Origin of the sequence: Kribbella sp. NBC_01505 (genome assembly GCF_045040285.1) — a bacterium.
In the GTDB taxonomy this organism is placed as follows: Bacteria; Actinomycetota; Actinomycetes; order Propionibacteriales; family Kribbellaceae; genus Kribbella.
In genome coordinates this window covers 3982412-4008912 of record NZ_CP109425.1, presented here as the reverse complement: position 1 = coordinate 4008912, position 26501 = coordinate 3982412, and the positions used below count along the sequence as shown (strand labels likewise).

The 26501-nt window shown below is 68.4% G+C and carries 29 protein-coding genes and 1 tRNA gene; 16 read left to right on the top strand and 14 right to left on the bottom strand.

The genetic code is table 11. From position 1 onward, the window contains the following. The first annotated feature begins 63 nt into the window (after positions 1 to 63). Genes nhaA through OG474_RS19035 form a run of 3 tightly spaced genes read left to right on the top strand, consistent with a single transcriptional unit; the run spans position 64 to position 2574 of the window. Complete coding sequence (nhaA, locus tag OG474_RS19045; RefSeq protein WP_405063671.1) at positions 64 to 1257, top strand: Na+/H+ antiporter NhaA; 1194 nt, start codon at positions 64 to 66, stop codon at positions 1255 to 1257. A 31-nt stretch (positions 1258 to 1288) separates the two neighbouring features. Then, the gene (locus OG474_RS19040; protein ID WP_405063670.1) at positions 1289 to 1681 is read left to right on the top strand and encodes a phage holin family protein; all 393 of its coding nucleotides are present in this window, start codon (positions 1289 to 1291) and stop codon (positions 1679 to 1681) included. Positions 1682 to 1734: 53 nt separating this feature from the next. After that, the gene (locus OG474_RS19035) at positions 1735 to 2574 is read left to right on the top strand and encodes an alpha/beta fold hydrolase (protein WP_405063669.1); all 840 of its coding nucleotides are present in this window, start codon (positions 1735 to 1737) and stop codon (positions 2572 to 2574) included. Here OG474_RS19035 and OG474_RS19030 read toward each other — a convergent pair. The 7 genes from OG474_RS19030 to OG474_RS19000 form a co-directional block, all read right to left on the bottom strand. Continuing rightward, positions 2567 to 3217, bottom strand: a complete 651-nt coding sequence (locus OG474_RS19030; RefSeq protein ID WP_405063668.1) for a hypothetical protein — start codon at positions 3215 to 3217, stop codon at positions 2567 to 2569. The two genes, OG474_RS19035 and OG474_RS19030, sit on opposite strands and share 8 nt — an antisense overlap. Before the next feature lies 1 nt (position 3218). Continuing rightward, positions 3219 to 3710: a SigE family RNA polymerase sigma factor gene (locus OG474_RS19025; RefSeq protein ID WP_405063667.1), complete on the bottom strand. Its 492-nt coding sequence runs from the start codon at positions 3708 to 3710 to the stop codon at positions 3219 to 3221. Positions 3711 to 3760: 50 nt separating this feature from the next. Beyond that, positions 3761 to 4933: a MarP family serine protease gene (locus tag OG474_RS19020; RefSeq protein ID WP_405063666.1), complete on the bottom strand. Its 1173-nt coding sequence runs from the start codon at positions 4931 to 4933 to the stop codon at positions 3761 to 3763. Then, positions 4930 to 5700 (bottom strand): NUDIX hydrolase, encoded by a 771-nt coding sequence (locus tag OG474_RS19015; RefSeq protein WP_405063665.1) that lies wholly within the window; start codon positions 5698 to 5700, stop codon positions 4930 to 4932. The genes OG474_RS19020 and OG474_RS19015 overlap by 4 nt, the downstream gene beginning before the upstream one ends. Next, on the bottom strand, positions 5697 to 6263 hold the full coding sequence (locus tag OG474_RS19010; RefSeq protein ID WP_405063664.1) for a TlpA family protein disulfide reductase: 567 nt from the start codon (positions 6261 to 6263) through the stop codon (positions 5697 to 5699). The genes OG474_RS19015 and OG474_RS19010 overlap by 4 nt, the downstream gene beginning before the upstream one ends. Further along, the gene (nth, locus tag OG474_RS19005; protein ID WP_405063663.1) at positions 6260 to 7051 is read right to left on the bottom strand and encodes an endonuclease III; all 792 of its coding nucleotides are present in this window, start codon (positions 7049 to 7051) and stop codon (positions 6260 to 6262) included. Before nth ends, OG474_RS19010 begins: the two co-directional genes overlap by 4 nt. A 94-nt stretch (positions 7052 to 7145) precedes the next feature. Next, positions 7146 to 7661, bottom strand: coding sequence for a PadR family transcriptional regulator (locus OG474_RS19000; RefSeq protein ID WP_405063662.1), 516 nt, complete (start codon positions 7659 to 7661; stop codon positions 7146 to 7148). 106 nt (positions 7662 to 7767) lie between these two features. On the opposite strand from OG474_RS19000, the gene OG474_RS18995 reads away from it, so the two are divergent. The 3 genes from OG474_RS18995 (at position 7768) to OG474_RS18985 (ending at position 10561) form a co-directional block, all read left to right on the top strand. After that, on the top strand, positions 7768 to 8322 hold the full coding sequence (locus tag OG474_RS18995) for a hypothetical protein (RefSeq protein ID WP_405063661.1): 555 nt from the start codon (positions 7768 to 7770) through the stop codon (positions 8320 to 8322). Positions 8323 to 8344: 22 nt separating this feature from the next. Next, a complete protein-coding gene (locus OG474_RS18990; protein ID WP_405063660.1) occupies positions 8345 to 9688 on the top strand; it encodes a carotenoid oxygenase family protein in 1344 nt (447 codons plus the stop codon). 195 nt (positions 9689 to 9883) lie between these two features. Then, positions 9884 to 10561: a Crp/Fnr family transcriptional regulator gene (locus tag OG474_RS18985; RefSeq protein ID WP_355466031.1), complete on the top strand. Its 678-nt coding sequence runs from the start codon at positions 9884 to 9886 to the stop codon at positions 10559 to 10561. Here OG474_RS18985 and cynS read toward each other — a convergent pair. The 6 genes from cynS to OG474_RS18955 form a co-directional block, all read right to left on the bottom strand. Then, entirely contained in the window at positions 10558 to 11007 is a 450-nt protein-coding gene (cynS, locus tag OG474_RS18980) for a cyanase (RefSeq protein WP_405063659.1), read from the bottom strand. The genes OG474_RS18985 and cynS overlap by 4 nt on opposite strands. Positions 11008 to 11207: 200 nt before the next feature. Continuing rightward, positions 11208 to 12140 carry a type IV toxin-antitoxin system AbiEi family antitoxin domain-containing protein gene (locus tag OG474_RS18975; protein ID WP_405063658.1) on the bottom strand — a complete coding sequence of 311 codons (933 nt, stop codon included), beginning with the start codon at positions 12138 to 12140 and terminating at the stop codon, positions 11208 to 11210. A 302-nt stretch (positions 12141 to 12442) separates the two neighbouring features. After that, a complete protein-coding gene (locus tag OG474_RS18970) occupies positions 12443 to 13219 on the bottom strand; it encodes an MBL fold metallo-hydrolase (RefSeq protein WP_405063657.1) in 777 nt (258 codons plus the stop codon). Next, positions 13216 to 14046, bottom strand: coding sequence for an NUDIX hydrolase (locus OG474_RS18965; RefSeq protein ID WP_405063656.1), 831 nt, complete (start codon positions 14044 to 14046; stop codon positions 13216 to 13218). The genes OG474_RS18970 and OG474_RS18965 overlap by 4 nt, the downstream gene beginning before the upstream one ends. A gap of 139 nt (positions 14047 to 14185) precedes the next feature. Then, complete coding sequence (locus tag OG474_RS18960; RefSeq protein WP_405063655.1) at positions 14186 to 14644, bottom strand: RidA family protein; 459 nt, start codon at positions 14642 to 14644, stop codon at positions 14186 to 14188. Beyond that, entirely contained in the window at positions 14641 to 14802 is a 162-nt protein-coding gene (locus tag OG474_RS18955; RefSeq protein WP_132413438.1) for a DUF4177 domain-containing protein, read from the bottom strand. The genes OG474_RS18960 and OG474_RS18955 overlap by 4 nt, the downstream gene beginning before the upstream one ends. A gap of 94 nt (positions 14803 to 14896) precedes the next feature. Here OG474_RS18955 and OG474_RS18950 point away from each other — a divergent pair, with 94 nt between their 5' ends. From OG474_RS18950 to OG474_RS18935, 4 genes are all read left to right on the top strand, one after another. Beyond that, entirely contained in the window at positions 14897 to 15847 is a 951-nt protein-coding gene (locus OG474_RS18950; RefSeq protein WP_405063654.1) for an ArsA family ATPase, read from the top strand. After that, positions 15844 to 16965: an ArsA family ATPase gene (locus OG474_RS18945; protein WP_405063653.1), complete on the top strand. Its 1122-nt coding sequence runs from the start codon at positions 15844 to 15846 to the stop codon at positions 16963 to 16965. The genes OG474_RS18950 and OG474_RS18945 overlap by 4 nt, the downstream gene beginning before the upstream one ends. Before the next feature lie 112 nt (positions 16966 to 17077). After that, positions 17078 to 19429 (top strand): endopeptidase La, encoded by a 2352-nt coding sequence (lon, locus tag OG474_RS18940; protein WP_405063652.1) that lies wholly within the window; start codon positions 17078 to 17080, stop codon positions 19427 to 19429. 133 nt (positions 19430 to 19562) lie between these two features. Further along, the gene (locus tag OG474_RS18935) at positions 19563 to 21950 is read left to right on the top strand and encodes a penicillin-binding protein (RefSeq protein ID WP_405063651.1); all 2388 of its coding nucleotides are present in this window, start codon (positions 19563 to 19565) and stop codon (positions 21948 to 21950) included. A gap of 46 nt (positions 21951 to 21996) precedes the next feature. Here the strand turns inward: OG474_RS18935 and OG474_RS18930 are convergent, their stop codons facing one another. Beyond that, positions 21997 to 22464 (bottom strand): GatB/YqeY domain-containing protein, encoded by a 468-nt coding sequence (locus OG474_RS18930; protein WP_405063650.1) that lies wholly within the window; start codon positions 22462 to 22464, stop codon positions 21997 to 21999. A gap of 32 nt (positions 22465 to 22496) precedes the next feature. On the opposite strand from OG474_RS18930, the gene OG474_RS18925 reads away from it, so the two are divergent. From OG474_RS18925 to OG474_RS18900, 6 genes are all read left to right on the top strand, one after another. Next, on the top strand, positions 22497 to 23462 hold the full coding sequence (locus tag OG474_RS18925) for a metallophosphoesterase (RefSeq protein WP_405064591.1): 966 nt from the start codon (positions 22497 to 22499) through the stop codon (positions 23460 to 23462). Between the two features lie 8 nt (positions 23463 to 23470). After that, a tRNA-Pro gene (locus OG474_RS18920) sits at positions 23471 to 23547 on the top strand. An 89-nt stretch (positions 23548 to 23636) separates the two neighbouring features. Beyond that, positions 23637 to 24266, top strand: coding sequence for a lipoyl(octanoyl) transferase LipB (gene lipB / locus OG474_RS18915; protein ID WP_405063649.1), 630 nt, complete (start codon positions 23637 to 23639; stop codon positions 24264 to 24266). A gap of 18 nt (positions 24267 to 24284) precedes the next feature. Beyond that, entirely contained in the window at positions 24285 to 24689 is a 405-nt protein-coding gene (locus OG474_RS18910; protein ID WP_405063648.1) for a hypothetical protein, read from the top strand. Further along, positions 24682 to 25383 carry a carbohydrate-binding family 9-like protein gene (locus OG474_RS18905; RefSeq protein ID WP_405063647.1) on the top strand — a complete coding sequence of 234 codons (702 nt, stop codon included), beginning with the start codon at positions 24682 to 24684 and terminating at the stop codon, positions 25381 to 25383. The genes OG474_RS18910 and OG474_RS18905 overlap by 8 nt, the downstream gene beginning before the upstream one ends. Positions 25384 to 25421: 38 nt before the next feature. Continuing rightward, a complete protein-coding gene (locus OG474_RS18900; protein WP_405063646.1) occupies positions 25422 to 26333 on the top strand; it encodes a hypothetical protein in 912 nt (303 codons plus the stop codon). Positions 26334 to 26501 lie beyond the last annotated feature (168 nt).

Below are 26501 nucleotides of genomic sequence, written 5' to 3'. Positions count from 1 at the left end.
TCAGGAGTGCCGGGAAGTCTGGTCGGCGATGAGCCGACCGACCCCAAAAGCCGAAAGGCCCTCATGAGCACCCGGCGTGTCTTCCCCAACCTTCTCGGCCGCGAACGCGACTTCGTCGCGGATACCTTGCGCGCCGAAACGACCGGCGGCCTGCTGCTGCTCGGCGCCGCGGTGGTCGCGCTGATCTGGGCCAACTCTCCGTGGCAGGACGCCTACCACCACCTTCGCGATCTCCAGCTCGGCCCGCTGACGGTCGAGTCCTGGGCCTCCGACGGCGCGCTCACCCTGTTCTTCTACCTGGCCGGCGTCGAGCTCAAGCGTGAGCTGGTCGTCGGCTCGTTGTCGAAGCTCAGCGAAGCCGTCGTCCCGGTCGTCGCCGCCCTGAGCGGAATGGTGCTCCCAGCAACCATCTATCTCGTCGTGAACCTCACCGCACAGGACGGCAAGCCGCACGGCTGGGCGGTGCCGACGGCAACGGATATCGCGTTCGCCCTTGCGGTGCTGGCGATCGTCGGTTCGTCGCTGCCGAGCGCTCTGCGGGCCTTCCTGCTCACCCTCGCGGTCGTCGACGACTTCGGCGCGATCCTGGTCATCGCGGTCTTCTTCAGCCACGGATTCCGCCTGCTCCCGCTGCTGGCCGCGACCGCCCTGATCGCGGTCTGGTACGTCCTGCAGCGCTACCGGATCCGTACGCCGTTCCTCTACATCCCGATCGCGATCGCGGCCTGGTGGTTCATGCACGAGTCCGGGATCCACGCCACGATCGCCGGGGTCGCCCTCGGGTTCGTCACGCGGGTGGTCACGGATCCGGGTGAGGAACACGCCCCGGCCGAGCGGATCGAGCACCGGCTTCGGCCGTGGTCGGCGGGCGTCGCCGTACCGGTGTTCGCGTTGTTCGCGGCCGGGGTCACGCTGAGCGGGGACGCCGTCAAGCAGCTCGTGACCGACCCGGTCGCGATCGGTATCGCGGCCGGACTGCTGATCGGCAAGGCGATCGGGGTCTTCGGCGGATCCTGGCTGACCGCGCGCTTCACCAGAGCCGAGCTGAACTCCGACCTCGCCTGGCGGGATGTGGCCGCCGTCTCGGTGCTCGCCGGAATCGGCTTCACCGTGGCGCTGCTGATCGCGCAGCTCGCGTTCGCCGGTGACGTGGACCAGGTCGAGCGCGCGAAGGCGGCGGTCCTGATCGCCTCGGTGCTGGCGGCACTCGTCGCGTCGGTGTTACTCGTCCGTCGCAACCGGAAGTACGCACGGTAGTGTCGGAGCACGGACCCATGGAAGGAGCACCATGAACGGGGACGAGCCCACGGTCGGCCAACTGGTCGCCAAGGCCAGCAAGGACCTGTCCGACCTGGTCCGCAGCGAGGTCGAGCTGGCCAAGACCGAGCTCAAGAAGACCGCGGTCGCGGCCGGGACCGGCGCCGGGATGTTCGGTGGTGCGGCCTTCCTCGGCCTGCTCGCCATCATCCTGCTGTCCGTCGCCCTCGGCTACGCGTTCGTGGCGATCGGCCTGCACCCGGCGCTGGCGTTCGTGTGCGCCGCCGTGGTCTACCTGCTGATCGCGGCCGTGCTGGTGCTGCTCGGCAAGCGGGCGCTCGGCAAGGCGAAGGGCCCGGAGCGGGCGATCGAGACCTCGAAGGAGTCCGTCGAGGTCCTCAAGGCGATCGGCAAGGGCGACTGAGCCCCGCGGGTGTCGTCGACCTCCTGGTCGACGGGCCCTGGTCGCACTCGCTGGTGGCGGCGAACGGGGCACGGTTCCACGTCGCCGAGTGCGGAGCGGCCGATGATCCGCTCGTCCTCTTCCTGCACGGCTTCCCGGAGTTCTGGTGGGCCTGGCGTCATCAGCTTCCGGTCGTCGCGGCGGCCGGCTACCGCGCGGTCGCGATGGATCTGCGCGGGTACGGCGCCAGCGACAAGACGCCTCGTGGTTACGACCCTTACACCGCGGCCGCCGATGTCTCGGGCGTGATCCGCTCGCTCGGTGCGACCGATGCTGTGGTCGTCGGACACGGCTGGGGCGGATTCATCGGCTGGTCCGCCGCCGTGCTGGCACCACGACAGGTGCGGGCGTTGGCTGCGGTGTCGGCCCCACATCCGTTGCTGCTGGCGCGATCCGGGCAGACCAAGGCCTTAGCTCGTACGGCGTGGTTCCAACTGCCCGTGCTTCCGGAGCGACGGTTGCTCGCGCACGACGGCGTACACATCGAGGGGTTGCTTCGCGACTGGTCAGCACCGGGCGGATCGTTCCCGGACGCCGAGGCGTCCCGGCGCTATCGGGCCGCGCTGCAGGTTTGGCCGGCTCCGCATTGTGCGCTCGAGTACCACCGCTGGTTCGCCCGCTCACGCTTCCGCCCCGACGGCCGGAAGTACTCGGCCCGGATGCGGACGCCGATCGCCGTACCGGTGCTGCAGATCAACGGAGCGCAGGATCCGGCCGTCTCCCCCACCGCGACGACGCCGCCCGAACTGGTGACGGCGTCGCTGCGGCACGAGATGATCACCCCCGCCGGTCACTTTCCCCACGAGGAAACGCCGGAGCTGTTCAACACCCAACTCCTCGACTGGCTCAGCTGACGACGACCTTCTCGGTGTAGGTGGAAACCTGCCAGCGGGTGCCGACATACCCGGTGTGGATCAGCTTGACCTCTGCCACTCGATGCGCGGCCGTGCGCGTGACCGGATAGATCAGGATCTGCGCGCTGCTGGAGTCGAAGGCTCCGGACAGGTTCTGCAGGCCCTCCTTCCAGGTCACCGGGGCAACATCTCGCAGCGACCGCCCGATCGCCTCCTGCTCGGCCGGCCCCAAGGATGGAATGTGTCCCGGCGTCGGCGCGGGTGGCCGCTCCTTGCCCACCGGGATGCTCACCCCGGTGGAGACCATCTCGCCCCAGGACTTGTGAATCTCCAGGAGCTTCCAGCCGCCGGCCGGGGCATGATCCTCGGCGATTGCCCGAATCGCCTTGGCCCAGGCGGCCGCATCCGACGAGACCGGGAGACCGGCCGACGCTGATGGGGGCTGGTCGGTGGGAACGACCGAGTCGTTTCCGTGGACGGTGTAGACAGTGCCGCCAAGCACAGCCAGTACGGCGGCCGCCGTGGCCAGCACCGGGACGAGCGGCCGGCGCTTAGTTGCCTTGGGCAAAAGAGTGTCGGCCTCGTGATCGGCGAAGGTCTCGCGGAGGAGATCGCCGAGTTGGTTGTCAGTGAGCTTGGTCATGTCAGTCCTCCGCTGTGGACAGGTGATCGCGCAGGTTGGCCAGGGCGCGGGCGACGTTCGAGCGGACCGTGCCGACGGCGATCCCGAGGATCTCGGCGATCTCGGTGTCGGGCAGATCCTCGTAGTACCGGAGCACCAGGACGGCGCGTTGCTGGCGCGGCAGCATGGTCAGCAACTGCCAGGTGGCGTCCTTCATCGCCTGACGGGAGCCGATGTCCTCGTCGGACGGTTGGTCGATCGGTTCGGCGAGCGGCAGCTCACGGTTCTTGAGGATCCGCCGCCAGCTGAGGAACTCGTTGACCACCATCGTGCGCAGATACGCCTCGGGAAACTCCAGACCGCTGATCCGGTCCCACCGGCGATGTGCGCGGGCGAGGACGGCCTGCACGAGGTCTTCCGCGCTGTGCAGGTTGCCGGTCAGCATCAGGCCGAGCCGGACCAGCCGAGGCTGGGTCGCGCGTACCAGCTCGTCGTACTGCACTGATCCGTCCATGGTTGCCGTCACACCCCCTGAACGCGGCGACCGGGCGGATCTGCTGCGTCCTACGTACAGGTTTTTGTTGAGACCTCTTGCGTCGCCGAGGCGCCTTGGCGGGCGTCGTCGGCGACCTGCTCTGCGGTCAGCACGTAGCCGGTGCGGTTGTCCTCGACCGAGGCCGCGAAGACCACGCCGTACACGGTGCCCTTCGCGGACAGCAGCGGGCCGCCGGAGTTGCCGGGGCGGACCGAGGCCCAGATCGAGAACGCTTGCCGGGTGACTGTGCGGTCGCCGTAGATGTCCGGGCCGCGCAGGCGCTCCTCGGAGCGGATCCGGGCCGCCTCGGAGTCGAACGGGCCGTTCTCCGGGTAGCCGAGCACGACGGCCGGGTCGTCGGCCTTGGCGGTGAAGTCGAACTGCAGCGGCTTGATGTCGAGCTTCGGCACGTACAGGACGGCGATGTCGACCTCGGAGTCGAACAGTACGACGTTCGCCTCGTAGGACTTGCCGTTCACCTCGACCTGCGGCGAGCTGACGCCGGCGACGACATGCGCGTTCGTCATCACGCGTTGGGGCGCGTAGACGAAACCGCTGCCCTCCAGCCCGCGCGAGCAGTTGGCCACGCCGGTGACCTTGGCGATCCGGGAGTACGCCTGGCGAACCGCCGGCTGCCGGGCGATCGCGCTGTCCGGCGGCTGGGTGTCGCGGATCCGCTCCGGCACGAACGGGTCGAGGAAGCGCGGGAACAGGTCGGTGTTCACCACGTCGTTGAAGGCCTGCAGCGCGTTGTCCGCGCCGCTGGGCAGCACCTGGTCGACCTTGGCCAGCACGGCCGAGCCGCGGACCGCCGAGGTGACGCTGGGGATCCGCGCACCGCTCACCGCGACCCCGAGCACCCAGGAGACGATCAGCACCGAAGCCGCGGCCAGCACGGCGCCGCCGAGCGCGTCGACCGCCTTGACCGGGCGCCAGGAGATCTTGTTACGTATCTTCGACCCGATCACGGCCCCGACCGTCCGGCCGATCGAGGCCAGGATCACCACCAGGACCAGCGCGGCGAACGACACCGAGACGCTCGGCGAGAAGTTGTCCAGCACCCGCGGGACGCCCCAGACTCCGATCGCGGCACCGCCGAGCAGCCCGAGGGTGGCACACGCGCCCAGCACGAAGCCTTCGATGTACCCCGAGATCGCGACCAGCAGGGTCACGATCACCAGCGCCCAGTCGAGCTTGCTCACTCCACGTCCTCCGGATCGTTCCCGTCCGTCCGGCCAAGATCGTGCTCGATAGCGGTCATCCGCCGCACGTCCTCGGACCGGCGTCCCTCACTCCGCCAGGCCGCCTCCACCAGTCGGTCGGGTAAAGGTACGACGTTCGAGGGGTCCCAGTCGCGCGCCCAGCCGCCGAGCAGCAGCAATTTGTCGAGCAGCCCAGCGGTGAAGCCCCAGACGAACAGGTCGCCGACCAGGAACGCGGGCCCGGTGAAACCGGAGGGATGCAGGCAGTTGACCCGGTTGGCCGGGTCGGCGAGGACCTGCACCGGGACGGTGTGCACGGAGGCCACCTCGGCCGGATCGACGACCGCCACGGGCGACGGCGTACGCCACCAGGCGAGCACCGGCGACACGCCGAAGTTGCTGACCGGGACCCAGAGCGCCGGCCAGATCGCGAACGGTACGACGCCGTCCGGATCGAGGCCGGTCTCCTCCCAGGCCTCGCGGAGCGCCGTCCGGACCAGCCCGGACTCGCCGGTCCCGTCCTCGGGGTCGACTCCACCGCCCGGGAAGGCGATCTGACCGGCATGTTTGCGCAACATCCAGGACCGCTCGGTCAGCAGCACCTCGTGACCCTCGTTGCCTTCGGCAAGCAGGATCAGTACGGCGGAGTTGCGCACCGAGGGGTCGTCGGGCGGCAGGAAGCGGGACAGCACGTTCGGATCGACATCCGCGGAGGCTTTGGCCAACGGGTGCAGCCAGTCGGGGATCTCCACATCTTCGAAGGTCACAGCGACACCCCCAGTTTGTCCTTCACCAGCTGGTCGAGCTGCTTCTGCGAGGTGAACGCGCCTTGATGCAGAGTGAACTTGCCGTCCTTGTCGACGAACACCGTCACCGGCGGGCCGACGACCTTGAACGTCTTGCGCACCAGCTTCTCGGAGTCGACGACGTGCGGATAATCCAGCTGGCGATCGAGAGCGAACTTCACGGCCAGCTCGGCGCGCGGGTCCTCGTAGTCGATCCCCAGGATCTGCAGCTTGCCCGCCGCCTTCTTCTGCAAAGCAGCCAGGTACGGCGCTTCCGCGCGGCAGGGCGGGCACCATTGCGCCCACACGTTGATCAGCAGCGGCCCGCGCAGATCGGCGAGCCGGACGTCCGGGCCGTCACCGAGACACGGGAGGGTGATGTCGGGCAACCCGCCACTCACCGGCGGCCGGGACTGGGCCGGTGGGCAGGCGACCAGCTTGTCGGCACCGGGAGCCCCGGTCGACCCGGCAACCGGCGTACTGGGAGTTGGCCCGCAGCCCGCCAGCACCGTCGCGAGGACGGCCGCCGCCAGCACGCGCCTCACGCGGCCGGGACCTTCACCAGCTTCGCGGCGGACTCGTAGTCGGTCGGACCAGCACCGTACGACGGGCACCACTGGGCGACCGGGCAGGCGCCGCAGGCGGGCTTCTTGGCGTGGCAGCGGCGGCGGCCGTGGAAGATCAGCCGGTGCGAGAGCATCGTCCAGTCCTTCTTCGGGAAGAGCTCACCGATGATGTGCTCGACCTTGACCGGATCCTCCTCCTCGGTCCAGCCGAACCGCCGGACCAGCCGGCCGAAGTGGGTGTCGACGGTGATCCCAGGGACGTTGAAGGCGTTGCCGAGGACCACGTTGGCGGTCTTGCGGCCGGTGCCGGGGAGCTTCACCAGCTCCTCGAGCTTGCCGGGGACGACCCCGTCGTACTCGTCGACGAGGACCTGGCCGAGCTTCATCACGCTGTTCGTCTTCGCGCGGAAGAAGCCGGTCGGTTTGAGGATCGCCTCCATCTCCTCGCGGTCGGCCTCGGCCATCGCCTGGGCCGTCGGATACTTCGCGAAGAGCGTCGGGGTGACCTTGTTGACCATCACGTCGGTGGTCTGGGCGGACAGGATGGTGGCCACGAGCAACTCGAGCGGAGTCGTGAAATCGAGCTCACAGTGAGCGTCCGGATAGGTCTCGGTGAGCACTTTGTGCATCTTCCGGGCCCTGCGGACCAACTGACTGGACGTCTCGCCGGCGAACACCGGAGCCTTGCGGGGGAGCTTCAGCGTCACCGTCTCCAACGCCCCCGGGAGGGGGTGTTCGACAGCTTCCGCGACACGCTGGGATGGCATGCGGACCAGCCTACGTGCGCCCGCCTACAGAATTCCGCCGGCCGAGCTCGCCGGCTCCGGTCAGCCCCGTCAACGACTTCTGACCGCTGGGTCCTCAGCCAGGCTTGACCTGGGTGCGGGCCCATTCGGCCCACTCCTGTTGCATCGCCGCGAAACGCTGTCCGTACGCCAGCGCGATCCGGCCGTAGACAGAGAGGTCCGCGTCGTCCCAGTCGATCGTGTCGTCGAGCTTCTTCAGCTCGACCTGCAGTCCGGCCGCGTGGGCGGCCTGGCCGTCGAGGTAGTCGCGCGCCTGCTCGGGAGTGAGGACACCGAGGAAGAAGACCCGCAGCAGGACGTCACTGCGGGTGCGCTGCGGCTCGGTCTCGGTCAGCCAGCGCCGGAGCTCGATCAGGCCGGCCTCGGTCAGCGTGTACTCCTTGCGGCCGCGCGGACCCTGCTCGGAGACCACGATCAGGCCACTGTCGGCGAGTTTGCCCAGCTCGCCGTACAGCTGACTCTGGGTGGCCGGCCAGACGTTGGCGAGCGAGGTGTCGAAGGTCTTCAGCAGGTCGTAGCCACTGGCCGGTTGTTCGACCAGCAGTCCGAGCAGGGCGTGTCGCAGGCTCATGCGACCCATTCTACCTTCCACTCTTGACATGTCTAGTCGGGACCTTCTACTTTTGACCTGTCGAGATCGGAATCTCCGATCGGCCATCAGTTAGGGAGCAACCCTCATGTCGTACCTGCGGACCTTCGCCCCGTGGATCGTCTACGCGATCATTCCGTCGGCGCACTGGAACTGGGCGGCGTTGATCGCCCTGGCCCTCTCCCTCGGACTGATCGCTCTGCAGACCCGATCCGGCCGCTCGCTCGACGCCCAGATCATCGAGATCGGCTCGGCCGTGTTCTTCGCCGCCATCACCGTGATCGCGTTCACCACGCCGGACAGCGGACTGCACCCCTACACGGCGGCGCTGTCGTCGGCCACGCTCGCCCTGATCGCCGGCGTCTCGCTGGCTGTCCGCAAGCCGTTCACGCTGGGGATCGCCAAGCAGACCACGCCGCGCGAGGTCTGGGACCAGCCGCTGTTCGTCCGCATCAACGTCATCATCACCGCCGCCTGGACCGCGAGCTTCGCCGTCGGCGCCGTCGTTCTCGCCACTCTCGCGCACTCCGGCTCGACCACCCGGTCCATCGTTCAGATCGCGGCCTTCGTCGTACCGATGGTCTTCACGGTGCGCTACGTGGCCCACATCCGGGCCAAGGCCGCCCAGCTCCGGACCCGCTGAAACCCTTCTCGAGGAGCCACTCATGCAGACCGCACCCCATCTGGCCGGCAACTATGCGCCCGTCGACAAGGAACTCACCGCCTACGACCTGCCGGTGACCGGCCGGATCCCACCCGAGCTGACCGGCTGGTACCTGCGCAACGGCCCCAATCCGCACGACGCCGCCTCGGGCCACTGGTTCTTCGGCGACGGAATGATCCACGGCGTCCGGATCGACGGCGGCCGGGCGGTCTCCTACCGCAACCGCTGGGTCCGTACGTCGACCTTCACCGACGGCGCCAGGGTCAACGACAGCGAAGGAAACCTGGATCTGACGGCCGGAGTCGCGAACACCCACGTCGTGCGGCATGCCGGCCGCACGCTGGCCCTGGTCGAGTCGTCCTACCCCTACGAGCTCACCCGCGAGCTGGACACCGTGGGTTCGTACGACTTCGGTGGAAAGTTGCGCACGGCAATGACCGCGCACCCGAAGACCTGCCCGACGACCGGGGAGCTGCACTTCTTCGGCTACAGCCTGACCGCGCCGTACCTGACCTATCACCGGGCGGACGCGACCGGGGCGCTGGTGATCAGCCGGCCGATCGACGTTCCGGCCGCGACGATGAACCACGATTTCAGCCTCTCCGCCGGTCACGTCGTCTTCATGGACCTCCCGGTGGTCTTCGATCTGGAGATCGCCAGAACAGGTCGCGGGATGCCGTTCAGCTGGAGCGACGGGTACGGCGCTCGGCTCGGCGTACTGAGGCGCGACGACCCGTACGGCAAAGTCCGCTGGTTCGCGATCGATCCCTGCTACGTCTTCCACACCCTGAACGCCCATGACGAGACCGGGCCCGACGGCCAGGAACAGATCGTCCTGCACGTCATGCGCTATCCGGAGCTGTTCCGGAAGAACAGCACAGACTCTCAGCAGGCAACGCTGTGGCGCTGGATCATCGACCTGACGACAGGCACCGTCCGGGAGCAACAGCTCCACGACCGGGCTGCCGAGTTCCCCCGCATCGACGACCGGCTGGCCGGCCTGAACAGCCGCCACGGCCATGCCACTGTCACCCGGACGCCCCCTGGAGGCGCTCCTCGTGGTGCGGTGATCCGCTACGACCTGCGCGAGGGCGGGGTCACGTCGCACGAGTTCGGTCCGGGCCGCACCCCGGGCGAGGCCGCCTTCGTCCCGGCCGACAACCGACCCGGCGGCGACGGCTGGCTGATGACCTATGTTCACGACGCCGCGTCCGACACCAGCGATCTGGTGATCCTCGACGCCACCGATCTGACCGCAGCGCCGGTGGCGACGATTCAGCTCCCCGTCCGCGTCCCGTACGGGTTCCACGGCAACTGGCTGGCCGATCTCCCCGTGGAGTCCTGAGGCCGGCGAGACCTCCCGGCCGGGTACCAGAGACGGCCTCCGGAGGCGGCCGGGACTCGCCGGAAGTGGCCTACGTGGCGTGGCCGCCACCCGAGGGGCTACGGTTTTGGGGCGAGCGGGTGGATACGCTCATCTCGCCGGGTGGGGTGATCCCCTGTTCGTAGTCGTGGTCGAAGGTCCTAGGAGGCCCCAAAAGTGGATGCCACAGTAATTAAGCAGGCGCCGCTGTTCAGTCAACTCGACGACGAGGCGGCCGACGCGCTCGCCGCCTCGATGACCGAGAGCCGGCTGCGGCGTGGCCAGGTGCTGTTCCACGAAGGCGACTCCGGGGACCGGCTGTTCATCGTCGTCGAGGGCAAGGTCAAGCTCGGCCGCACCTCGGCCGACGGCCGGGAGAACCTGCTGGCCGTCCTCGGCCCGGGCCAGATGTTCGGCGAACTGTCGCTGTTCGACCCCGGACCGCGCTCGTCCACGGTCACCGCCGTCACCGACGCGTCGATGATGTCGCTCACCCACGACGAGCTCCTGCGCTGGCTGGCCGGCCGCCCCGAGGTGGCCCGCGGCCTGCTCCTGCAGCTCGCCTCCCGCCTGCGCAAGGTCTCCGACGTGGTCGCCGACCTGGTCTTCTCCGACGTCCCCGGCCGCGTCGCCAAGGCCCTCCTGGACCTCGCCAGCCGCTTCGGCCGCACCGCCGACGACGGCGTCCACGTCCACCACGACCTCACCCAGGAGGAGCTGGCCCAACTCGTCGGCGCCTCCCGCGAGACCGTGAACAAGGCCCTCGCCGACTTCGCCTCCCGCGGCTGGGTCCGCCTCGAGCCCCGCTCCGTCGTACTCCTCGACGTAGACCGCCTCCAACGCCGCGCCCGCTAGAACTCGCGGTACTGCAGGTATTTCCCGTTCAGTGTGATGACGACCCGGTCGCCTTTCGGATCGGCGACCCGGGTCAGCTCCATCTCGAAGTCGATCGCGCTCATGATCCCGTCCCCGAACTCCTCGCGGATGAGCTCGTTGATCGCGCTCCCGTAGACCTGCACGATCTCCTCCAGCCGGTAGACCGCGGGCTCACTGGTGTCCACGACACCCGCCCCACGCACCGGCGGCAGCTGCAACGCCTCGACCACCTCACCGTCGAGCCCCAGCAACTTCCCCACCCGCTCCGCCAGCTCAGCCGAAACCGGATGCTGCCCGAGCAGCGCGGCGGTCACCCAGACCTTCCCCCGCCCGACCTCCTCGGCGATCGCCGCCCAGGTGAGCCCCTTTCCGCGCTTCGCCCGCACAACCGCGCGCCCCGCGTCCAGCCGCCCCAACTCACCCATCAGCCACACCTCTCATCGTCCGTGCATACAGTATCCGCCACACCCCGGTCGCCGTCCAGCACCAGCTCCACCCGCCACTCCCGCCACTCCCGCCACTCCCGCCAGGCGAACCCCCATCCCAGTGGTTATCCCCTCTTCTGGGGGGTTGCCCATCGATAATTCGAGGGGGCAACCCCCTAGTTCAGTGGGCAAGCGGACTGTCAGGCGCGGGCGAACGCAGCGCGGATCCGGGCAACGACCTGGGCCGGGTCCGCGAGGTCGGCCCAGGTAATGCGTACGACCTGCAGGCCCAGAGCCCGTAGGCGGTCCTCCCGGAGCTTCTCCTGGATCACGCGCTCGCGCGTGTTGTGGTCGTACTTCTGAAACCCGTCGAACTCGACGACGGTCCGTTGGTCGGGGAAGTAGAAATCGACCCGGCCGACGAAACCGACGGCGTCGGTGAACTCTGCTTGGAGCGTCGGTATCGGAAGGCCGTGGGTGTACATCAGCACTCGTAGCCGCGACTCGCCGACCGACTCCGACAACGGATCGCTGAAGGCCAGCGCGGCCCGCGCCGTCGCACTCCCCGGCCAGAACTCGGTCACCCGCAGCAGACGGTCCAGCGGGTCCGGGTTGGGGTGGCCACGCCGGACGGCGTCGGCACTGACCACAGCCGCCTCGAAGGACGTCGTACAGGACATCTCGAACAGCGCCCTGGCCACGGTTGTCACAGGCAACCGCCCCACCAACGTCAGGTCCTCGGCCGTCAGCTTTCCCCGATGGTGACGTACGCCGGCAATCCGGCCGCCGCGGTGCCTGTCGAGCCGGGTGACCTGGACCTCACCGAGGTCGGGTCCCCACAGTGGTATGCCGTGCAGGGCGAGCGCCGACTGGTGGCTCACGGCAACTGCGTCCGCGCGCATGGAGTTCATCACCGCATGAACAAGCCGTCGATGCTTCGAGAGCGCCTGAGCCCACGAAGGCAGGTGGCTCAGATCCCGCGCCTCGGCGTACTGACCGCGGCGAATCCGTACCCACCGCCGATCCCGGATCCGATCGCGGATCTGGTCAGGCGTATAGCCGCAGTCCGCAGCCTGAGGACGGCTGAACACCCCGCCCTGCCCATCCGCGAGCAGCTTCAATTTCAGATTCACCCTCCAAGCATCAGCCGAGACCCCGTCCTCCCGCTGCCCCCCTTCCTCCAACCTGTGGATAACCCCACCGACCGCGTGAACCCTCCGATCCAGTGGATATCCCCTCAGATGGGGGGTTGCCTATCCGAATTTCCGCTGGGCAACCCCTCATCTCAGTGGGCATCCCTCGGGGTGGGGGGTTGCCCAGCGGGGTGGGGGGTTGCCCAGCGGGGTGAGGGGTTGCCCACCGGGGTGAGGGGTTGCCCAGTGGGGTGGGGGGTTGCCCAGTGGGGTGGGGGGTTGCCCAGCGGGCCGGGAGGGGGTTAGGGGGCTTGGAGGTAGTCGAGTTGGGCGCGGACGGAGAGGGTGGCGGCGGGCCAGAGGGTGGGGGCTATGTCGGCGTAGACGTGGGCTACTACGGCTTCGGGGGTGGTGTGGCCGGCGGCTACCGCCTGGCGGACCTGCTCCAGTCGTTCGCGGCGGTGCGTCAGGTACTGCGTGAGGACCTTGCCGGGGTCGGTGATGACGGGGCCGTGGCCGGGGAGGAGGCGTTCGAGGCCGGCGGCGGAGTTGGCGAAGGCTTGGAGCTTCTGGAGGGAGTCGAGGTAGGGGGCGAGGGCGCCGTCGGGGTGGGCTACTACGGAGGTGCCGCGGCCCAGGACGGTGTCGCCGGTGAGGAGGGAGCCGTCTTGGGGGAGCCAGAAGCAGACGGAGTCGAGGGTGTGGCCGGGGGTGGGGAGGACCTCGATGCGGAGGTCTTCGGCGGTGATGATGTCGCCTTCGGCGAGGCCGTGGGCGTGGTCGGTGGGGAGGCGGAAGGCGGGGTCGACGGCGCGGACTCCGCAGCCGGCCCGGTTGGCGAACCAGGCGGCGCCTTCGGTGTGGTCGGGGTGTTTGTGTGTCAGGAGAACGACAGCGACGTCACCGGCTGCCTCCAGTACGGCGCGGAGGTGGTCCTCGAGCTGCGGTCCCGGGTCGACCACCACGGACTGGGTGGCGCCCGGGGCGCGGAGGATCCAGGTGTTGGTGCCCTCGAGCGTCATCGGGCCGGGGTTCGCGGCCAGCACCCGGGTCGCGTAGTCGGTGACGCGCTCCATCATGTGTTCTCCAGGTAGGCGAGGTCGTTCTCGATGCGCAGGGTCGGCATGATCAGCGGGATCTTGCGGTCACCCGCCGCGGCCAGGGTGGCGGCGACGTCGTCGTACGCCGCGAGTTCGGCACAGCTCAGATAGGTGGGCGCGAGCATCAGCATCTCGCCGCTGTCGACGGCGGCCACCGCGGCGGCGGGGCTCAGCCACGCGACCTGGTCGGACTCGCTCGTCACGTCGCGGGTGATCTGGCCGGCCGGGAGGGCGGCGACGAAGAAGGCGGTGTCGTAGCGCTTCGGCTCGAACTCGGGGGTGATCCAGTGCGCCCAAGCGCCGAGTAGGTCGGCGCGCAGCACCAGGCCGCGGCGGTGCAGGAAGTCGGCGAACCCCAGTTCGCGGGATTCCAGGGCGACGCGATCGGCCTCCCAGTCGTCACCGCTCGTGTCCGCGACCACCGATGAGGCTGACGGGCCCGCGAGCAGTACGCCGGACTCCTCGAACGTCTCGCGGACGGCGGCGGCGACGTACGCCGAGGCTGTCTGGTCGGAGCACCCGAGTCGCTCGGCGAACCATGAGGGCGGCGGACCGGACCACGAGTCGGCGACCGTGGAGTCGGTGGGGTCGACGCGGCCGCCCGGGAAGACCGTCATACCGGCGGCGAACGCCATCGACTGCTGCCGCCGGAGCAGGTAGACCTCCGGGCCGGCGGTGGTGTCGCGAAGCAGGATCACGGTGGCGGCCGGGCGGGGCTCGGCGGGCGTCCGGGACTCCCGGACGTGCGCGAACGCCGCCTCGGCCATCCGGCCGGTCAGCGGCTCCGACCTCAGATCGCGGACCATGCAGTTCCTCCCGGCACCCGCCGTACCAGCGCGGTTGCCTGGTTAGCCAGCCAAATCGGGGGCTCTGCACCGTTGACCACGGTGGAGAACCCCCAAAACCCCTGCCTAGCCAGCCAAATGGCAGCAGGGGTGGCGGTGGTCAGACCTCGACGATGAGTTCTACCTCGACGGGGGCGTCGAGGGGCAGAACCGGTACGCCGACGGCGCTGCGGGCGTGCTGACCGATCTCACCGAAGACGGCGCCGAACAGCTCCGAGGCGCCGTTCGCGACCTGGGGCTGACCGGTGAACTCCGGCGTCGAGGCGATGAACGCGACGGCCTTGACGATCCGCTTGATGTTCGCCAGGTCGCCGATCTCGGCCTTGACCGCGGCCAGGGCGTTCAGCGCGCACTGCTGCGCACACTCGCTGGCGACCTCGGGCGTGACCGCGTCGCCGACCTTGCCGGTGGCGATCAGGGTGCCATCGCGCAGCGGCAGCTGACCGGACGTGTAGATCAGGTTGCCGGTCCGGACGGCCGGGACATAGGCGGCGACCGGCTTGGCCACCTCCGGCAGCTTCAGGCCGAGCTCGGCCAGCTTCTCCTCGGGGTGGCTCACTTGGACTCGATCTCCCGCTTGAAGTAGGCGACCAGGTTCTCCGGGTTCATGCCCGGGACGACCTGGACCAGCTCCCAGCCGTCCTGGCCGAAGTTGTCCAGGATCTCCTTGGTCGAGTGGACCAGCAGCGGCGCGGTGAAGTACTCGAACTTCTTCATGAGGTGGACTCTAACGGGCTGGGCTCTGCCAAATACCTTCCCCGCCCCACCGCCCCGGTCGGTGTGCCGTGGGCCACGTCCTACTCTGGTCCTTATGGCGCGACTCCATGTGGTCACCGGCAAAGGAGGCACCGGGAAGTCGACCGTTGCCGCCGCCATGGCGCTCGCGCTGGCCGGGCAGGGTCAACGGGTACTGCTGGTCGAGGTCGAGGGGCGCCAGGGCATCGCCCAGCTCTTCGACGTACCACCGCTCCCGTACGTCGAGCGCAAGATCGCGACCGGCGTCGGCGGGGGTGAGGTGTTCGCGCTCGCCGTCGATGCCGAGGCGGCCCTGCTCGAGTACCTCGACATGTACTACCACCTCGGTCGCGCCGGGAAGGCGCTCGACAAGGTGGGCGCGATCGACTTCGTCACCACGATCGCCCCGGGACTCCGCGACGTGCTGCTCACCGGCAAGGTCTACGAGGCGACGCGACGCAAGGCGCACGGACATCTCGCGTACGACGCGGTCGTGGTGGACGCACCCCCGACCGGCCGGATCGGCTCGTTCCTGAACGTCAACCACGAGGTCGCCAACCTGGCCAAGGTCGGACCGATCCGGAACCAGGCGGACGCGATCATGGGGATGCTGCGGTCGGACGTGACGCGGATCCACCTGGTCACACTGCTGGAGGAGATGCCGGTCCAGGAGACCCTGGATGCGGTCGAGCAGCTCGAGGCGCTGGATCTGCGGATCGGGTCGATCGTGGTGAACATGGTGCGGCACAGTCCGCTCGACGACGACGCGATCGCCCTTGCAGCAAAGGAGAAACTCTCCGCCACCGAGCTGACCAAGGGCCTCCGAGCAGCCGGTGTTGCCGTCAGCAAGGAATTGGTCTCGGCACTCGCCGACGAGGCGCGCGACCATGCGGTGCGGGTCGGACTGGAACGGGAGAACCGCGACCGGATCGATGCCCTGGGCAAGCAGGTCACCGAGCTGATGTTGCAACCCGAGGGAATCGACCACGGGACACTGATCGACATCGCCGAGGAGTTCCGCCCGTGACCACCCTGGACCTGGATGCGCTCATCGACGACCCCACGACCCGGATCGTGGTGACCTGCGGGTCGGGCGGGGTCGGCAAGACGACTACCGCGGCGGCGCTCGGTCTGCGGGCGGCCGAGCGGGGGCGGAAGGTCGTCGTACTGACGATTGATCCCGCGCGGCGGTTGGCGCAGTCGTTGGGGCTGACCGAGCTGGACAACACGCCGCGGGCGGTGGCCGGTGTCGACGGCACCGCCGGTGGGACGTTGGACGCGATGATGCTGGACATGAAGCGGACCTTCGACGAGGTCGTGCTCGCGCATGCGACGCCGGAGAAGGCCGAGCAGATCCTGGCCAATCCGTTCTATCTGGCGCTGTCCTCGTCGTTCGCGGGGACGCAGGAATACATGGCGATGGAGAAGCTCGGCCAGCTGCACAAGCAGGCCGAGGCGTCTGGCGATTGGGACCTGATCATCGTGGACACGCCGCCGTCGCGGTCCGCGCTGGACTTCCTGGATGCGCCGGAACGGTTGGCCTCACTGTTGGAGGGCCGGTTCCTGCGGCTCTTGCTGGTGCCGGCTCGCGGGCCGTTCAAGTTGATGTCGGCCGGGGTGAACATGGCCATGTCGGTCATGAACAAGGTGCTCGGCGCGCAGGTGCTGACCGACGTACAGACGTTTGTAGCGGCGTTCGACACGCTGTTCGGTGGTTTCCGGAAGCGGGCCGAGAAGACGGTTGCCCTGTTGCGGGAGCCGCAGACTGCCTTCCTCGTGGTGGCGGCTCCGCAGAACGACGCGTTGCGGGAGGCGTCGTACTTCACCGAGCGGTTGCGGGAAGAGAACATGCCGCTGGCCGGCGTCGTACTGAATCGGGTCACGGGGTCGCAGGCCATCGACCTGTCGGCGGAGCGGTCGCTTGCGGCGGCGGAGAAGCTGGAGGAGGCGGACAAGTCGCCGCTGACCGCCGCGCTGCTCCGGCTGCACGCGGACAAGATGCAGCAGGTGGTCGCCGACCACAAGCGCGCCGACCGGTTCAAGCGCGGTCACCGGTCGATCCCGACCATCGAGGTCCCGGCCCTCGCGGACGACGTCCATGACCTGGCCGGCCTCCGCCAGATCGGTGATCTGCTCACCGCCTAGGCGGAGCCACCCTCCATTTCACCCTGAGCGAACGCCGGGAACACCGGGAATGACCTGGTGGGGGCATTGGTTGAGCCTGTCAGACTCAATCTTTGGATAAGGGTGTGACAGCGTGACCGATACGTTGAATCTTCCGGTTCTGCCGCTGGACGACATCGTCGTTCTGCCGGGAATGGTCGTGCCGGTCCGCCTCGCCGACAGCGAGGCGCGAGCGGCCATCGACGCCGCGCAGGCCTCGGGTGCCGACCAGGTGCTGCTGGTACCGCGACTGGACGGGAAATATGCGAAGGCCGGAGTGCTCGGTGAGATCGAGCAGATCGGCCGGCTGCCGGGCGGAGCCCAGGCAGCAGTGATCCGCGGTACCGCGCGGGTCCTGATCGGCGCCGGGACCACTGGTCCGGGTGCTGCCCTCTGGGTCGGAGCGACCCAGCTGCACGAGATCACCGACTCGCGGTCGGCCGAGCTGGCCCGCGACTACAAGTCCCTCACCACGACCGTGCTGGAGCGCCGTGGCGCCTGGCAGGTCATCGACTCCGTGAAGCAGGTCAACGACCCGGCGGAGCTGTCCGACCTGGCCGGCTACGCGTCGTACCTGAGCAACGAGCAGAAGTCCGAGCTGCTGGAGAACGCCAACGTCTCCGAGCGGCTGGAGAAGCTGATCGGCTGGGTGAAGGATCACCTCGCCGAGCTCGAGGTCTCCGAGACGATCCAGAAGGACGTCCAGGAGGGCATGGAGAAGCAGCAGCGGGAGTTCCTGCTGCGCCAGCAGATGGCCGCCATCCGCAAGGAGCTGGCCGAGCTGGACGGGAAGGCCGAGTCCGAAGAAGAGGACTACCGGGCCCGCGTCGAGGCCGCTGATCTGCCGGAGCACGTGAAGAAGGCAGCGCTCAGCGAGGTCGACAAGCTCGAGCGGACGTCGGAGCAGTCTCCTGAGGTCGGCTGGATCCGCACCTGGCTGGACGCGGTGCTGGAGCTGCCGTGGAACGAGCGGACCGAGGACAACTACGACATCCGTGAGGCGCGGGCCGTGCTGGACGCGGACCACGCCGGTCTGGACGACGTCAAGGAACGCATCACCGAGTACCTGGCTGTACGGCGTCGCCGTGCGGACCGTGGACTGGGCGTGGTCGGCGGTCGCCGCAGTGGCGCCGTACTGGCTCTCGTCGGTCCTCCTGGTGTGGGTAAGACCTCGCTGGGTGAGTCGGTGGCGCGAGCGATGGGCCGCAAGTTCGTCCGGGTGGCGCTGGGTGGCGTCCGGGACGAGGCCGAGATCCGCGGGCACCGGCGTACCTACGTCGGCGCATTGCCGGGCCGGATCGTCCGGGCCATCACCGAGGCCGGTTCGATGAACCCCGTCGTACTGCTGGACGAGATCGACAAGGTGGGTTCGGACTACCGGGGCGACCCGACCGCCGCCCTGCTGGAGGTCCTCGACCCGGCGCAGAACCACACCTTCCGGGACCACTACCTGGAGGTCGAGCTGGACTTGTCCGACGTGGTCTTCCTGGCCACGGCGAACGTGCTGGACTCGATCCCCGGTCCGCTGCTGGACCGGATGGAGCTGGTGCAGCTGGACGGGTACACCGAAGAGGAGAAGGTCACCATCGCCCGTGACCACCTGCTTCCGCGACAGCTGGAGCGGGCGGGCCTGACGGCGGACGAGGTGACGGTCGACGAATCGGCGCTGCGGTTGCTGGCCGGCGAGTACACCCGAGAGGCCGGCGTACGGCAGCTCGAGCGGTCGATCGCTCGGGTCCTGCGGAAGGTGACGGCTCGGATCGCTCTGGGCGAGGACGTCGGCAAGGTCACTGTGGACGCCGGTGAGCTGAAGGGCTTCCTGGGGTCGCCACGGTTCACACCGGAGTCTGCGGAGCGTACGGCGCTCCCGGGCGTCGCGACTGGGCTAGCGGTGACCGGTGCGGGTGGTGACGTGCTCTTCATCGAGGCGTCGCTGGCCGACAAGGAGACCGGCCCGACCGGAGTCACGTTGACCGGGCAGTTGGGTGACGTGATGAAGGAGTCGGCGCAGATCGCCCTGTCGTACCTGCGCTCGCACGGTGCGGAGCTGGGGCTGCCGGTCGGCGATCTGGCCGAGCGGAACACCCACATCCACGTACCGGCCGGTGCCGTCCCGAAGGATGGACCTTCGGCCGGTGTGACGATGACAACGGCGCTCGCGTCGCTGCTGTCCGGACGGCCGGTACGGTCGGAGGTCGCGATGACCGGTGAGGTGTCTCTGACCGGACGGGTCCTCCCGATCGGCGGGGTGAAGCAGAAGCTGCTCGCCGCACACCGGGCCGGACTGACCACGATCCTGATCCCGAAGCGCAACGAGCCCGACCTGGACGACGTACCGGAGTCGGTGCTGGCGGAGCTGACCGTTCACCCGGTGAGCGACGTACGGGAAGTGCTGGAGCTGGCACTCGAACCAGCACAGGTCGAGGCGCGGCAGTACGCCGCCTGAGACCGTCGTACCGATGAGGGCCCGAGCGTCTGCTCGGGCCCTCATTCTTTTGGATGAACTTTGTCCAGCGACAGTGACGCAAATCACATCGTGAGCGGTAACCCAAATAGCCGGTCACGTAGTCTCTATAACCATGCGCGTCAGGGAGAAGGGCGACCGCGGAGTCGTCCAGTCGGTGGTTCTGTTCCTCGGAGTGAGTGTGCTGTCGGGCGCGCTGGCAGCAGGTCTGGCAATGCCGTTGGCCGGGTTGGCCGGGTTCACGACGGAGAAGACGTCGGAGACCCTGCAGGACCTGCCGCAGCAGTTCGACGAGGTGCCGCTCAAGCAGAAGAGCACCATCCGGGCCGCCGACGGATCCGTGATCGCGACCCTGGCGGACAAGAACCGGGTCCCGGTGACGCTCGACAAGGTCGCCCCGATCATGCAGAAGGCGATCGTCGCGATCGAGGACGACCGGTACTTCGAGCACGGCGCGCTCGACCTCAAGGGGACGCTGCGCGCGCTCGCGGTGAACCAGACCGAGGGCGCGGTCCAGCAGGGCGGTTCGAGCATCACCCAGCAGTTCATCAAGCTGAGCCTGATCGAGAAGGCGAACACCCCCGCCGAGGTCGAGGCCGCCACCGCCGCGACCACCCAGCGCAAGGTCGCCGAGCTGCGCTTCGCGATCGCCGCCGAGAAGGAGTTCTCGAAGAACGAGATCCTCGAGAAGTACCTGAACCTGGCGAACTTCGGCGACGGCGCCTGGGGCATCCAGTCCGCCGCGCAGCACTACTTCCGCGTCGACGCGAAGGACCTCAACCTGGCCCAGGCCGCGATGCTGGCCGGCATGGTGAAGAGCCCCACCGCGTACGACCCGACGAACAACATGAAGCGGTCCAAGGACCGTCGCGACGTCGTCATCCGGCGAATGCTCGAGCTCAAGGTGATCTCGGTCAAGCAGGCCACCCAGGCGCTGCGGCAGCCGGTCATCGACCCGACGAAGGTCCGGAAGAACCAGATCGGCTGCGGCAACTCGCCGTACCCGTTCTACTGCGACTACATCGTCGCGCAGCTCAAGGACAACCCGGCCTTCGGCAAGACCCCGAAGGACCGCGCCACCTACCTGAAGACCGCCGGTCTGACGATCCGGACGTCGCTCGACCCGAAGATCCAGGCCGCCGCGCAGAAGTCGATCGACGAGCACACCAAGCCGAACGACCAGGCGATCGCGGCGATCACGATCGTCGAGCCCGGCACCGGGCTGGTGAAGGCGATGGTGCAGAGCAAGAAGTACGGCGCGAAGAAGGACCAGACGTCGTACAACTACAACGTCGAGAAGACGCCGTCGTCCCCCGGTGGTTTCGGCGGCTTCCAGAACGGTTCGACGATGAAGGCCTTCACGATCGCCGCGGCGATCCAGAAGGGCTACTCGATCAACTACAAGATCCCGTCGCCGAGCCCGCTGCACTTCGAGGGGACGAAGTTCAGCACCTGCAACGGGAACGTGACGGTGCCGAAGGACTACGCGCCGACGAACTCGACGCAGAACGTGGCCGAGCCGACCATGATCGAGGCGGCGCAGAAGTCGACCAACACCTACTTCCTGCAGCTGTCCCAGAAGGTCGGCCTGTGCCCGATCGCGAAGCTCGCCGCGAGCTTGGGGATGAACAACGCCCAGACCGGTGAGCCGCTCGAGCAGGTTCCGTCGATGACGCTCGGCGTCGACCTGGTGACGCCGCTGCAGCTCTCGGCCGCGTATGCCGCCTTCGCGGCCCGCGGCAAGTACTGCAAGCCGTTGCTGGTCACCTCGGTCCGCGACCCGCAGGGCAAGGCCGTGAACATCCCGGGCTCGGACTGCAAGCAGGTTCTGCCCGAGGCGGCTGCCGACGGCGTCAACGCGGTGCTGCACCAGGTCATGGAGCCGGGCGGTACCGGTAACCGGCTGAAGTTCGGCAACAGCGACCTGGCCGGCAAGACCGGAACCATCCAGGAGGCCAAGGCGGTGTGGTACGCCGGGTACTCCAGCAAGCTCGCGAGCGCGGCCGTGGTGGCCGACGCGAGCCCGCCGACCAAGCGCCTGTCCGGTCAGACCCTGGACGGCCGCCAGATCAACGACGCCTCCGGTTCGCAGACGGCGGGTCCGCTGTGGATGACCGCGATGCAGAACGCCTTGCAGGGCTACCCGACCACGCACTTCACCGCGCCGGACGAGAAGACCGCGAACGGGAACAACGAAGAGCTCCCGTCCGTCAACGGCATGAACCCCGACGACGCGGCCAACAAGCTCCGCCAGGCCGGCTTCGAGGCGCAGATCAGCCCCACCCAGGTCAACTCCGAGGAATCCGCCGGCACGGTCGCCTACACCGACCCCCGCCGCCGCGACGGAGCCCCCGCCGGTTCCACCGTCACCATCTACGTCTCCAACGGCAACCGCGGTAACAACACCCAAGGCAACAACGAGAACGGCGACAACAACCAGCCCAACAGCGGCGGCGCCACCCCAGGCTGCCAACCCTGGGAACGCAACTACCCCAACTGCTGACAAAACAAGGGCCCCCGTCCACTGCGGACGGGGGCCCTTTCGTTTGTCAGGCGCCTAGTTGGCGTTTTACTTCGGCGGAGACGGCGCCGCCGTCGGCCTTGCCCTTGACCTTGGGCTGGAGAGCGCCCATGACCTTGCCGATGCCGCGGGGGCCGAGCTCGGCGGCGCCGGTGGCGGCGATGGTTTCGGTGACCAGGGCGGCGATCTCTTCGGCCGTGAGCTGCTCGGGCAGGTACTCGGCGAGGATGTCGGCCTCGGCCTGCTCCTTCTCGGCGAGCTCGGCGCGGCCGGCGTCGCGGTAGGCGATGACGGACTCGCGGCGCTTCTTGTTCTCGGAGCCGAGGACTTCGAGGATCTCGGCGTCGGAGAGCTCGCGGGCCTCCTTACCGGCGACCTCGGCCTTGGTGACCGCGGTGAGCGCCATCCGCAGCGTGGACTTGCGGATCTCGTCGCGCGCCTTGAGCGCGGCGGTCATGTCGTCGTGCAGGCGCTGTTTCATTCCGGAGTTGGACATAGCAGAGATTGTGGCAGGCTGGGTAAATGAGTTTGCGCGGGATTGCCGGTACGACGCTGAAGGCCACGGCCGCCGTGGGTGCGGTGGGAGCCGCTTGCGTGGCGTATGCGGCGCTGGTCGAGGTGCGGTGGTTCACGCTGCGCAAGGTGACGGTTCCGGTGCTCGACGAGGGTGCCGCGCCGCTGAAGGTGCTGCATCTGTCTGATCTGCATCTGATGCCGACGCAGGCGAAGAAGATCGGCTGGGTGAACGATCTGGCCGCGCTCGAGCCGGACCTGATCGTCAACACCGGCGACAACCTGTCCCACCAGGACTCGGTGCCGCCGCTGCTGCGGGCGCTCGGCGATCTGCTCGATCTTCCCGGCGTGTTCGTGTTCGGCTCGAACGACTACTGGAAGCCGCACTTCAAGAACCCGGCCAAGTACCTCCTCCCGGCGAACAAGCAGCGCCACAAGCCACACGGGCCGGATCTGCCGTTCGAGGAGATGCGGCGCGCCTTCACCGACGCGGGCTGGGCCGACCTCAACAACGCCAAGACCAGCCTCAAGGTGAACGGCCTGCGCCTGGACTTCGCCGGCACCGACGACCCCCACATCAAGCGCGACCGGTACGGCGTGATCGCGGGCGAGGTGGACCCGTCGGCCGACCTTTCGATCGGAGTCACACACGCGCCGTACCAGCGGGTCCTGAACGCCTTCGTCGACGACGGCTATCCCCTGGTGCTCGCCGGTCACACCCACGGCGGCCAGCTCGCGGTGCCGTTCTACGGCGCCCTGGTGACCAACTGCGACCTCGACGCCTCGCGTGTCAAAGGCCTCTCCACCTGGGGCAGCAGCGGCCGCCAAGCAGCGCTCCACGTCTCCGCCGGCCTCGGCACCTCGCCGTACGCGCCGGTCCGTTTCGCCTGCCGTCCGGAAGCGACATTGCTCACGTTGGTCCCCCGCGTCAGTGCACTCTCTTGGCCGATTTCGTCCCACGCCCCGGCGCATGTAAGCTAACGGCGATTCGGGCTGTGGCGCAGCTTGGTAGCGCGCTTCGTTCGGGACGAAGAGGTCGCAGGTTCAAATCCTGTCAGCCCGACCAAGAGACTCAGGGTCAGTCACTCCGGTGACTGGCCCTGATTCGTTGTTGGGGCTGATTCGTTGTTGGTGCTGCCGATCTACGCTGGCAAGGTGCAGCGAGTTGATCTGGGTGAGATCGAGTACGACGTCGCCGGCAAGCAGATGCAGGAGTGGGTTGCCGAGCGCCTCGCGGGGACGGCGGAGGACCGCCTCTTCCTGCTGAGCCATCCCCCGGTGATCACCTACGGATCCCGTACGGCGGCCGGCGATCTGCCGGCCGAGACCGCGGGGATCCCGGCGGTGGCGGTGGACCGCGGCGGGTTCGCGACGTACCACGGGCCGGGGCAGCTGGTGGGCTACCTGGTGATGGATCTGAAGCGGCGTGGGGTCGTGGACGTGGTGCGCTGGGTGGAGGACGGCTTGATCGAGGCGCTCGGGTCGCTCGGGTTTCCGCTGGTACGGCGGGAGACGCCGAAGGGTGCGAGCAGTCTGGTCGGGGTGTGGACGGCCGACGGGCGCAAGCTGTGCTCGATCGGGATGCGGATCCGCAAGGGTGTGACCAGCCACGGGTTCTCGGTGAACGTCGCCCCGGACATGTCCGTCTTCCACACGTTCACGACCTGCGGACTGCACGACGTCACGATGGTCTCGCTGGCCGAGCTGGCGACCGAGGCCGGACGGCCGGTTCCGGACGACGCCGCCGTACGGGATGCGATCGCGGTCTCCCTCGGGGCGGCCTGATCCGGATACTGTGCGGCCATGACTGAGCAGGAGGACGCCAAACCGCCGCTGCCGCCGCTGTTGATCCTGGCGCTCGTCGGGCTGCTGTGCGGCTTCGCCACGATCGGACTGGTGTGGGGCAGTGAGCAGGGCTGCGAGCGCGTCCGCGACACCACCAGCTGCGGGTCGCTCGGTCTCCCGCTGCTGTTGCTGATCGTGGTGGTGACGATGGTGCTCGGCGGGCTCGCGTTGAGCCGGCTCGCGATGCCGCATCCGCGGCTGGTCGCGTTCCTCGGCGTCGCGTTCATGCTCGCCGTCGTGCTCGCCTTCCTGACCGGCAACTTGTCCTCGCCGTGGACCCTGGCTGTGGTCCCGGTGCTGACCGCGATCACCTTCCTGCTCGCCGACCTCGTCGCCCGACTCCTGGAGCGTGCTGATGCCTGACCTGCCCGTCTACGACTGCCCGCGGACGCCGATCGCTCCGAAGCTCGACGGCACGCTGACCGATCCCGCCTGGGACGTCGCACCGTGGACGACCGACTTCGTCCAGATCCTCGGCGAAGGCCCGGGGCCGCGGTTCCGGACCCAGGCGAAGCTGATGTACGACGACGACTTCCTGTACGTCGGCGGCAAGCTCGAGGAACCGCACGTCTGGTCGACGATGACCGAGCACAACAGCCGGCTGTACTTCGAGAACAACTTCGAGGTCTTCCTCGACCCCGACGGTGACGGCGCGAACTACTACGAGTTCGAGATCAACCCGCTCGGCACGATCTGGGAGCTGACGCTCACCAAGCCGTACGACGAGGGCGGCGAAGCGATCGACCCGACGAACCTGCCCGGTCTGCGGACCGCGATCCACGTCGACGGCACGGTCAACGACCCCTCGGACACCGACACCGGGTGGACAGCCGAGATCGCCATCCCGTGGGCCGACCTCGCCGTACCGACCAAGGGCCGGCCGACCGCGCCCGTCAAGGGTGACGAGTGGCGGATGAACCTGATGCGCTGCCAGTGGCCGCACGAGGTCACCGACGGCAGCTATGTGAAAGGCGCCGAGAGCGAGTTCTGGGTCTGGTCGCCGCAGTACGTCGCGAACATGCACTACCCGCCGCGCTGGGGCGTACTGCGTTTCTGACACACCCACCTGAGCGCCAGTTGGGTGCAGCGGTAACAATGAGCTACGTGGAGTTCGGGGGCGGAGTCGTCAGCGCGGTCGAGCGCGCCTGCGAGACCGATCTGAGAACCGCACTCCGCTTGGTCGCCCGCTACTCGGCGTACTGGTGGTCCCGCGGTCTGGAGGACGAGGCGGCCGCGGCGGCCGAGCGAGTCCTCAGCATGCTGGGCCGCACGATCCCCGTCGGGCTGGACGAGGAGTACCTGCTCGCAGTACTGCACGGAGCCAGCTCGGCGGAGCAGGAGCAGATCGAGCTGGCGCAGCAGATCGTCGACGCCACGAACGGACCCTTCCGGTACTCCGCAACCGTGCTGCTGTGGTGTCTCGTCTTCGGCCCGTTCGAGCCGGCCGAGGTGGTCGAGGACGTGCTCAAGCGCAATGAGCACGGCGACGCGTGGACGCGCGCAGCGGTCGAGCTGTGCCGCGGCTACCCCGGACTGACCGGTGCGACCCCAGAAGAGGCCGCACAGGCCCTCCGTACGGCGCTGGGCCGGTTCCGGATGCTGGAGGACGCCTGGGGCACGTTCCTGGCGCTCAGTGCGCTCCAGCAGTCAGTCGGTGCGCCACTGGAGCTGACCACCGAGGCACTCGGTCTGGCGGAGCAACTCGGGCTGGACGAACAGGTCGGCGTACTGCTGTGTCGGCGTGGTGACCTGTACCGAGTGCAAGGGAAGCTGGACGCCGCCCGCCACGACTACAGCATGGCGCTGGTGCTGGGCGAGCGCACCGACCTACCGGAGACAGTGGCGGTCGCCCACCTCGGACTGGCCCGAGCCGCCAGGTGCTGTGGGCACGTGCAAACCGCCCAGGCCCACCTCAGCGCCGTACTGGAGTTGCCCGACCTGGAGGACGCCCACTATGAGGCGCATCACGAGCTGGCGGCACTAGAGAGGGTGTCGGCGACAGCTTAGTGGAGCCTCGTGGTTAAAGCTCGAGTGCTGGCGGTGTCCAGGTGGGTGCATCGCAAGGCGGAGGGGAAGCCTCGATGTTTTTCTATCGTGGCTTTCCCTCCAACGCCGCGAGGTGCGTGCCTGGGCGCCGCCAGTGCCGAGATTTAGCCGCGAGGCTCCACTAGAGTC

Coding starts and splice junctions, on each gene's coding strand:
- nhaA (WP_405063671.1), top strand. CDS start 64: ATGAGCACCCGGCGTGTCTTCCCCAACCTTCTCGGCCGCGAACGCGAC.
- OG474_RS19040 (WP_405063670.1), top strand. CDS start 1,289: ATGAACGGGGACGAGCCCACGGTCGGCCAACTGGTCGCCAAGGCCAGC.
- OG474_RS19030 (WP_405063668.1), bottom strand. CDS start 3,217: ATGACCAAGCTCACTGACAACCAACTCGGCGATCTCCTCCGCGAGACC.
- OG474_RS19025 (WP_405063667.1), bottom strand. CDS start 3,710: ATGGACGGATCAGTGCAGTACGACGAGCTGGTACGCGCGACCCAGCCT.
- nth (WP_405063663.1), bottom strand. CDS start 7,051: ATGCCATCCCAGCGTGTCGCGGAAGCTGTCGAACACCCCCTCCCGGGG.
- OG474_RS19000 (WP_405063662.1), bottom strand. CDS start 7,661: ATGAGCCTGCGACACGCCCTGCTCGGACTGCTGGTCGAACAACCGGCC.
- OG474_RS18995 (WP_405063661.1), top strand. CDS start 7,768: ATGTCGTACCTGCGGACCTTCGCCCCGTGGATCGTCTACGCGATCATT.
- OG474_RS18990 (WP_405063660.1), top strand. CDS start 8,345: ATGCAGACCGCACCCCATCTGGCCGGCAACTATGCGCCCGTCGACAAG.
- cynS (WP_405063659.1), bottom strand. CDS start 11,007: ATGGGTGAGTTGGGGCGGCTGGACGCGGGGCGCGCGGTTGTGCGGGCG.
- OG474_RS18970 (WP_405063657.1), bottom strand. CDS start 13,219: ATGATGGAGCGCGTCACCGACTACGCGACCCGGGTGCTGGCCGCGAAC.
- OG474_RS18965 (WP_405063656.1), bottom strand. CDS start 14,046: ATGGTCCGCGATCTGAGGTCGGAGCCGCTGACCGGCCGGATGGCCGAG.
- OG474_RS18955 (WP_132413438.1), bottom strand. CDS start 14,802: ATGAAGAAGTTCGAGTACTTCACCGCGCCGCTGCTGGTCCACTCGACC.
- OG474_RS18950 (WP_405063654.1), top strand. CDS start 14,897: ATGGCGCGACTCCATGTGGTCACCGGCAAAGGAGGCACCGGGAAGTCG.
- OG474_RS18935 (WP_405063651.1), top strand. CDS start 19,563: ATGCGCGTCAGGGAGAAGGGCGACCGCGGAGTCGTCCAGTCGGTGGTT.
- OG474_RS18930 (WP_405063650.1), bottom strand. CDS start 22,464: ATGTCCAACTCCGGAATGAAACAGCGCCTGCACGACGACATGACCGCC.
- OG474_RS18910 (WP_405063648.1), top strand. CDS start 24,285: ATGACTGAGCAGGAGGACGCCAAACCGCCGCTGCCGCCGCTGTTGATC.
- OG474_RS18905 (WP_405063647.1), top strand. CDS start 24,682: ATGCCTGACCTGCCCGTCTACGACTGCCCGCGGACGCCGATCGCTCCG.
- OG474_RS18900 (WP_405063646.1), top strand. CDS start 25,422: ATGAGCTACGTGGAGTTCGGGGGCGGAGTCGTCAGCGCGGTCGAGCGC.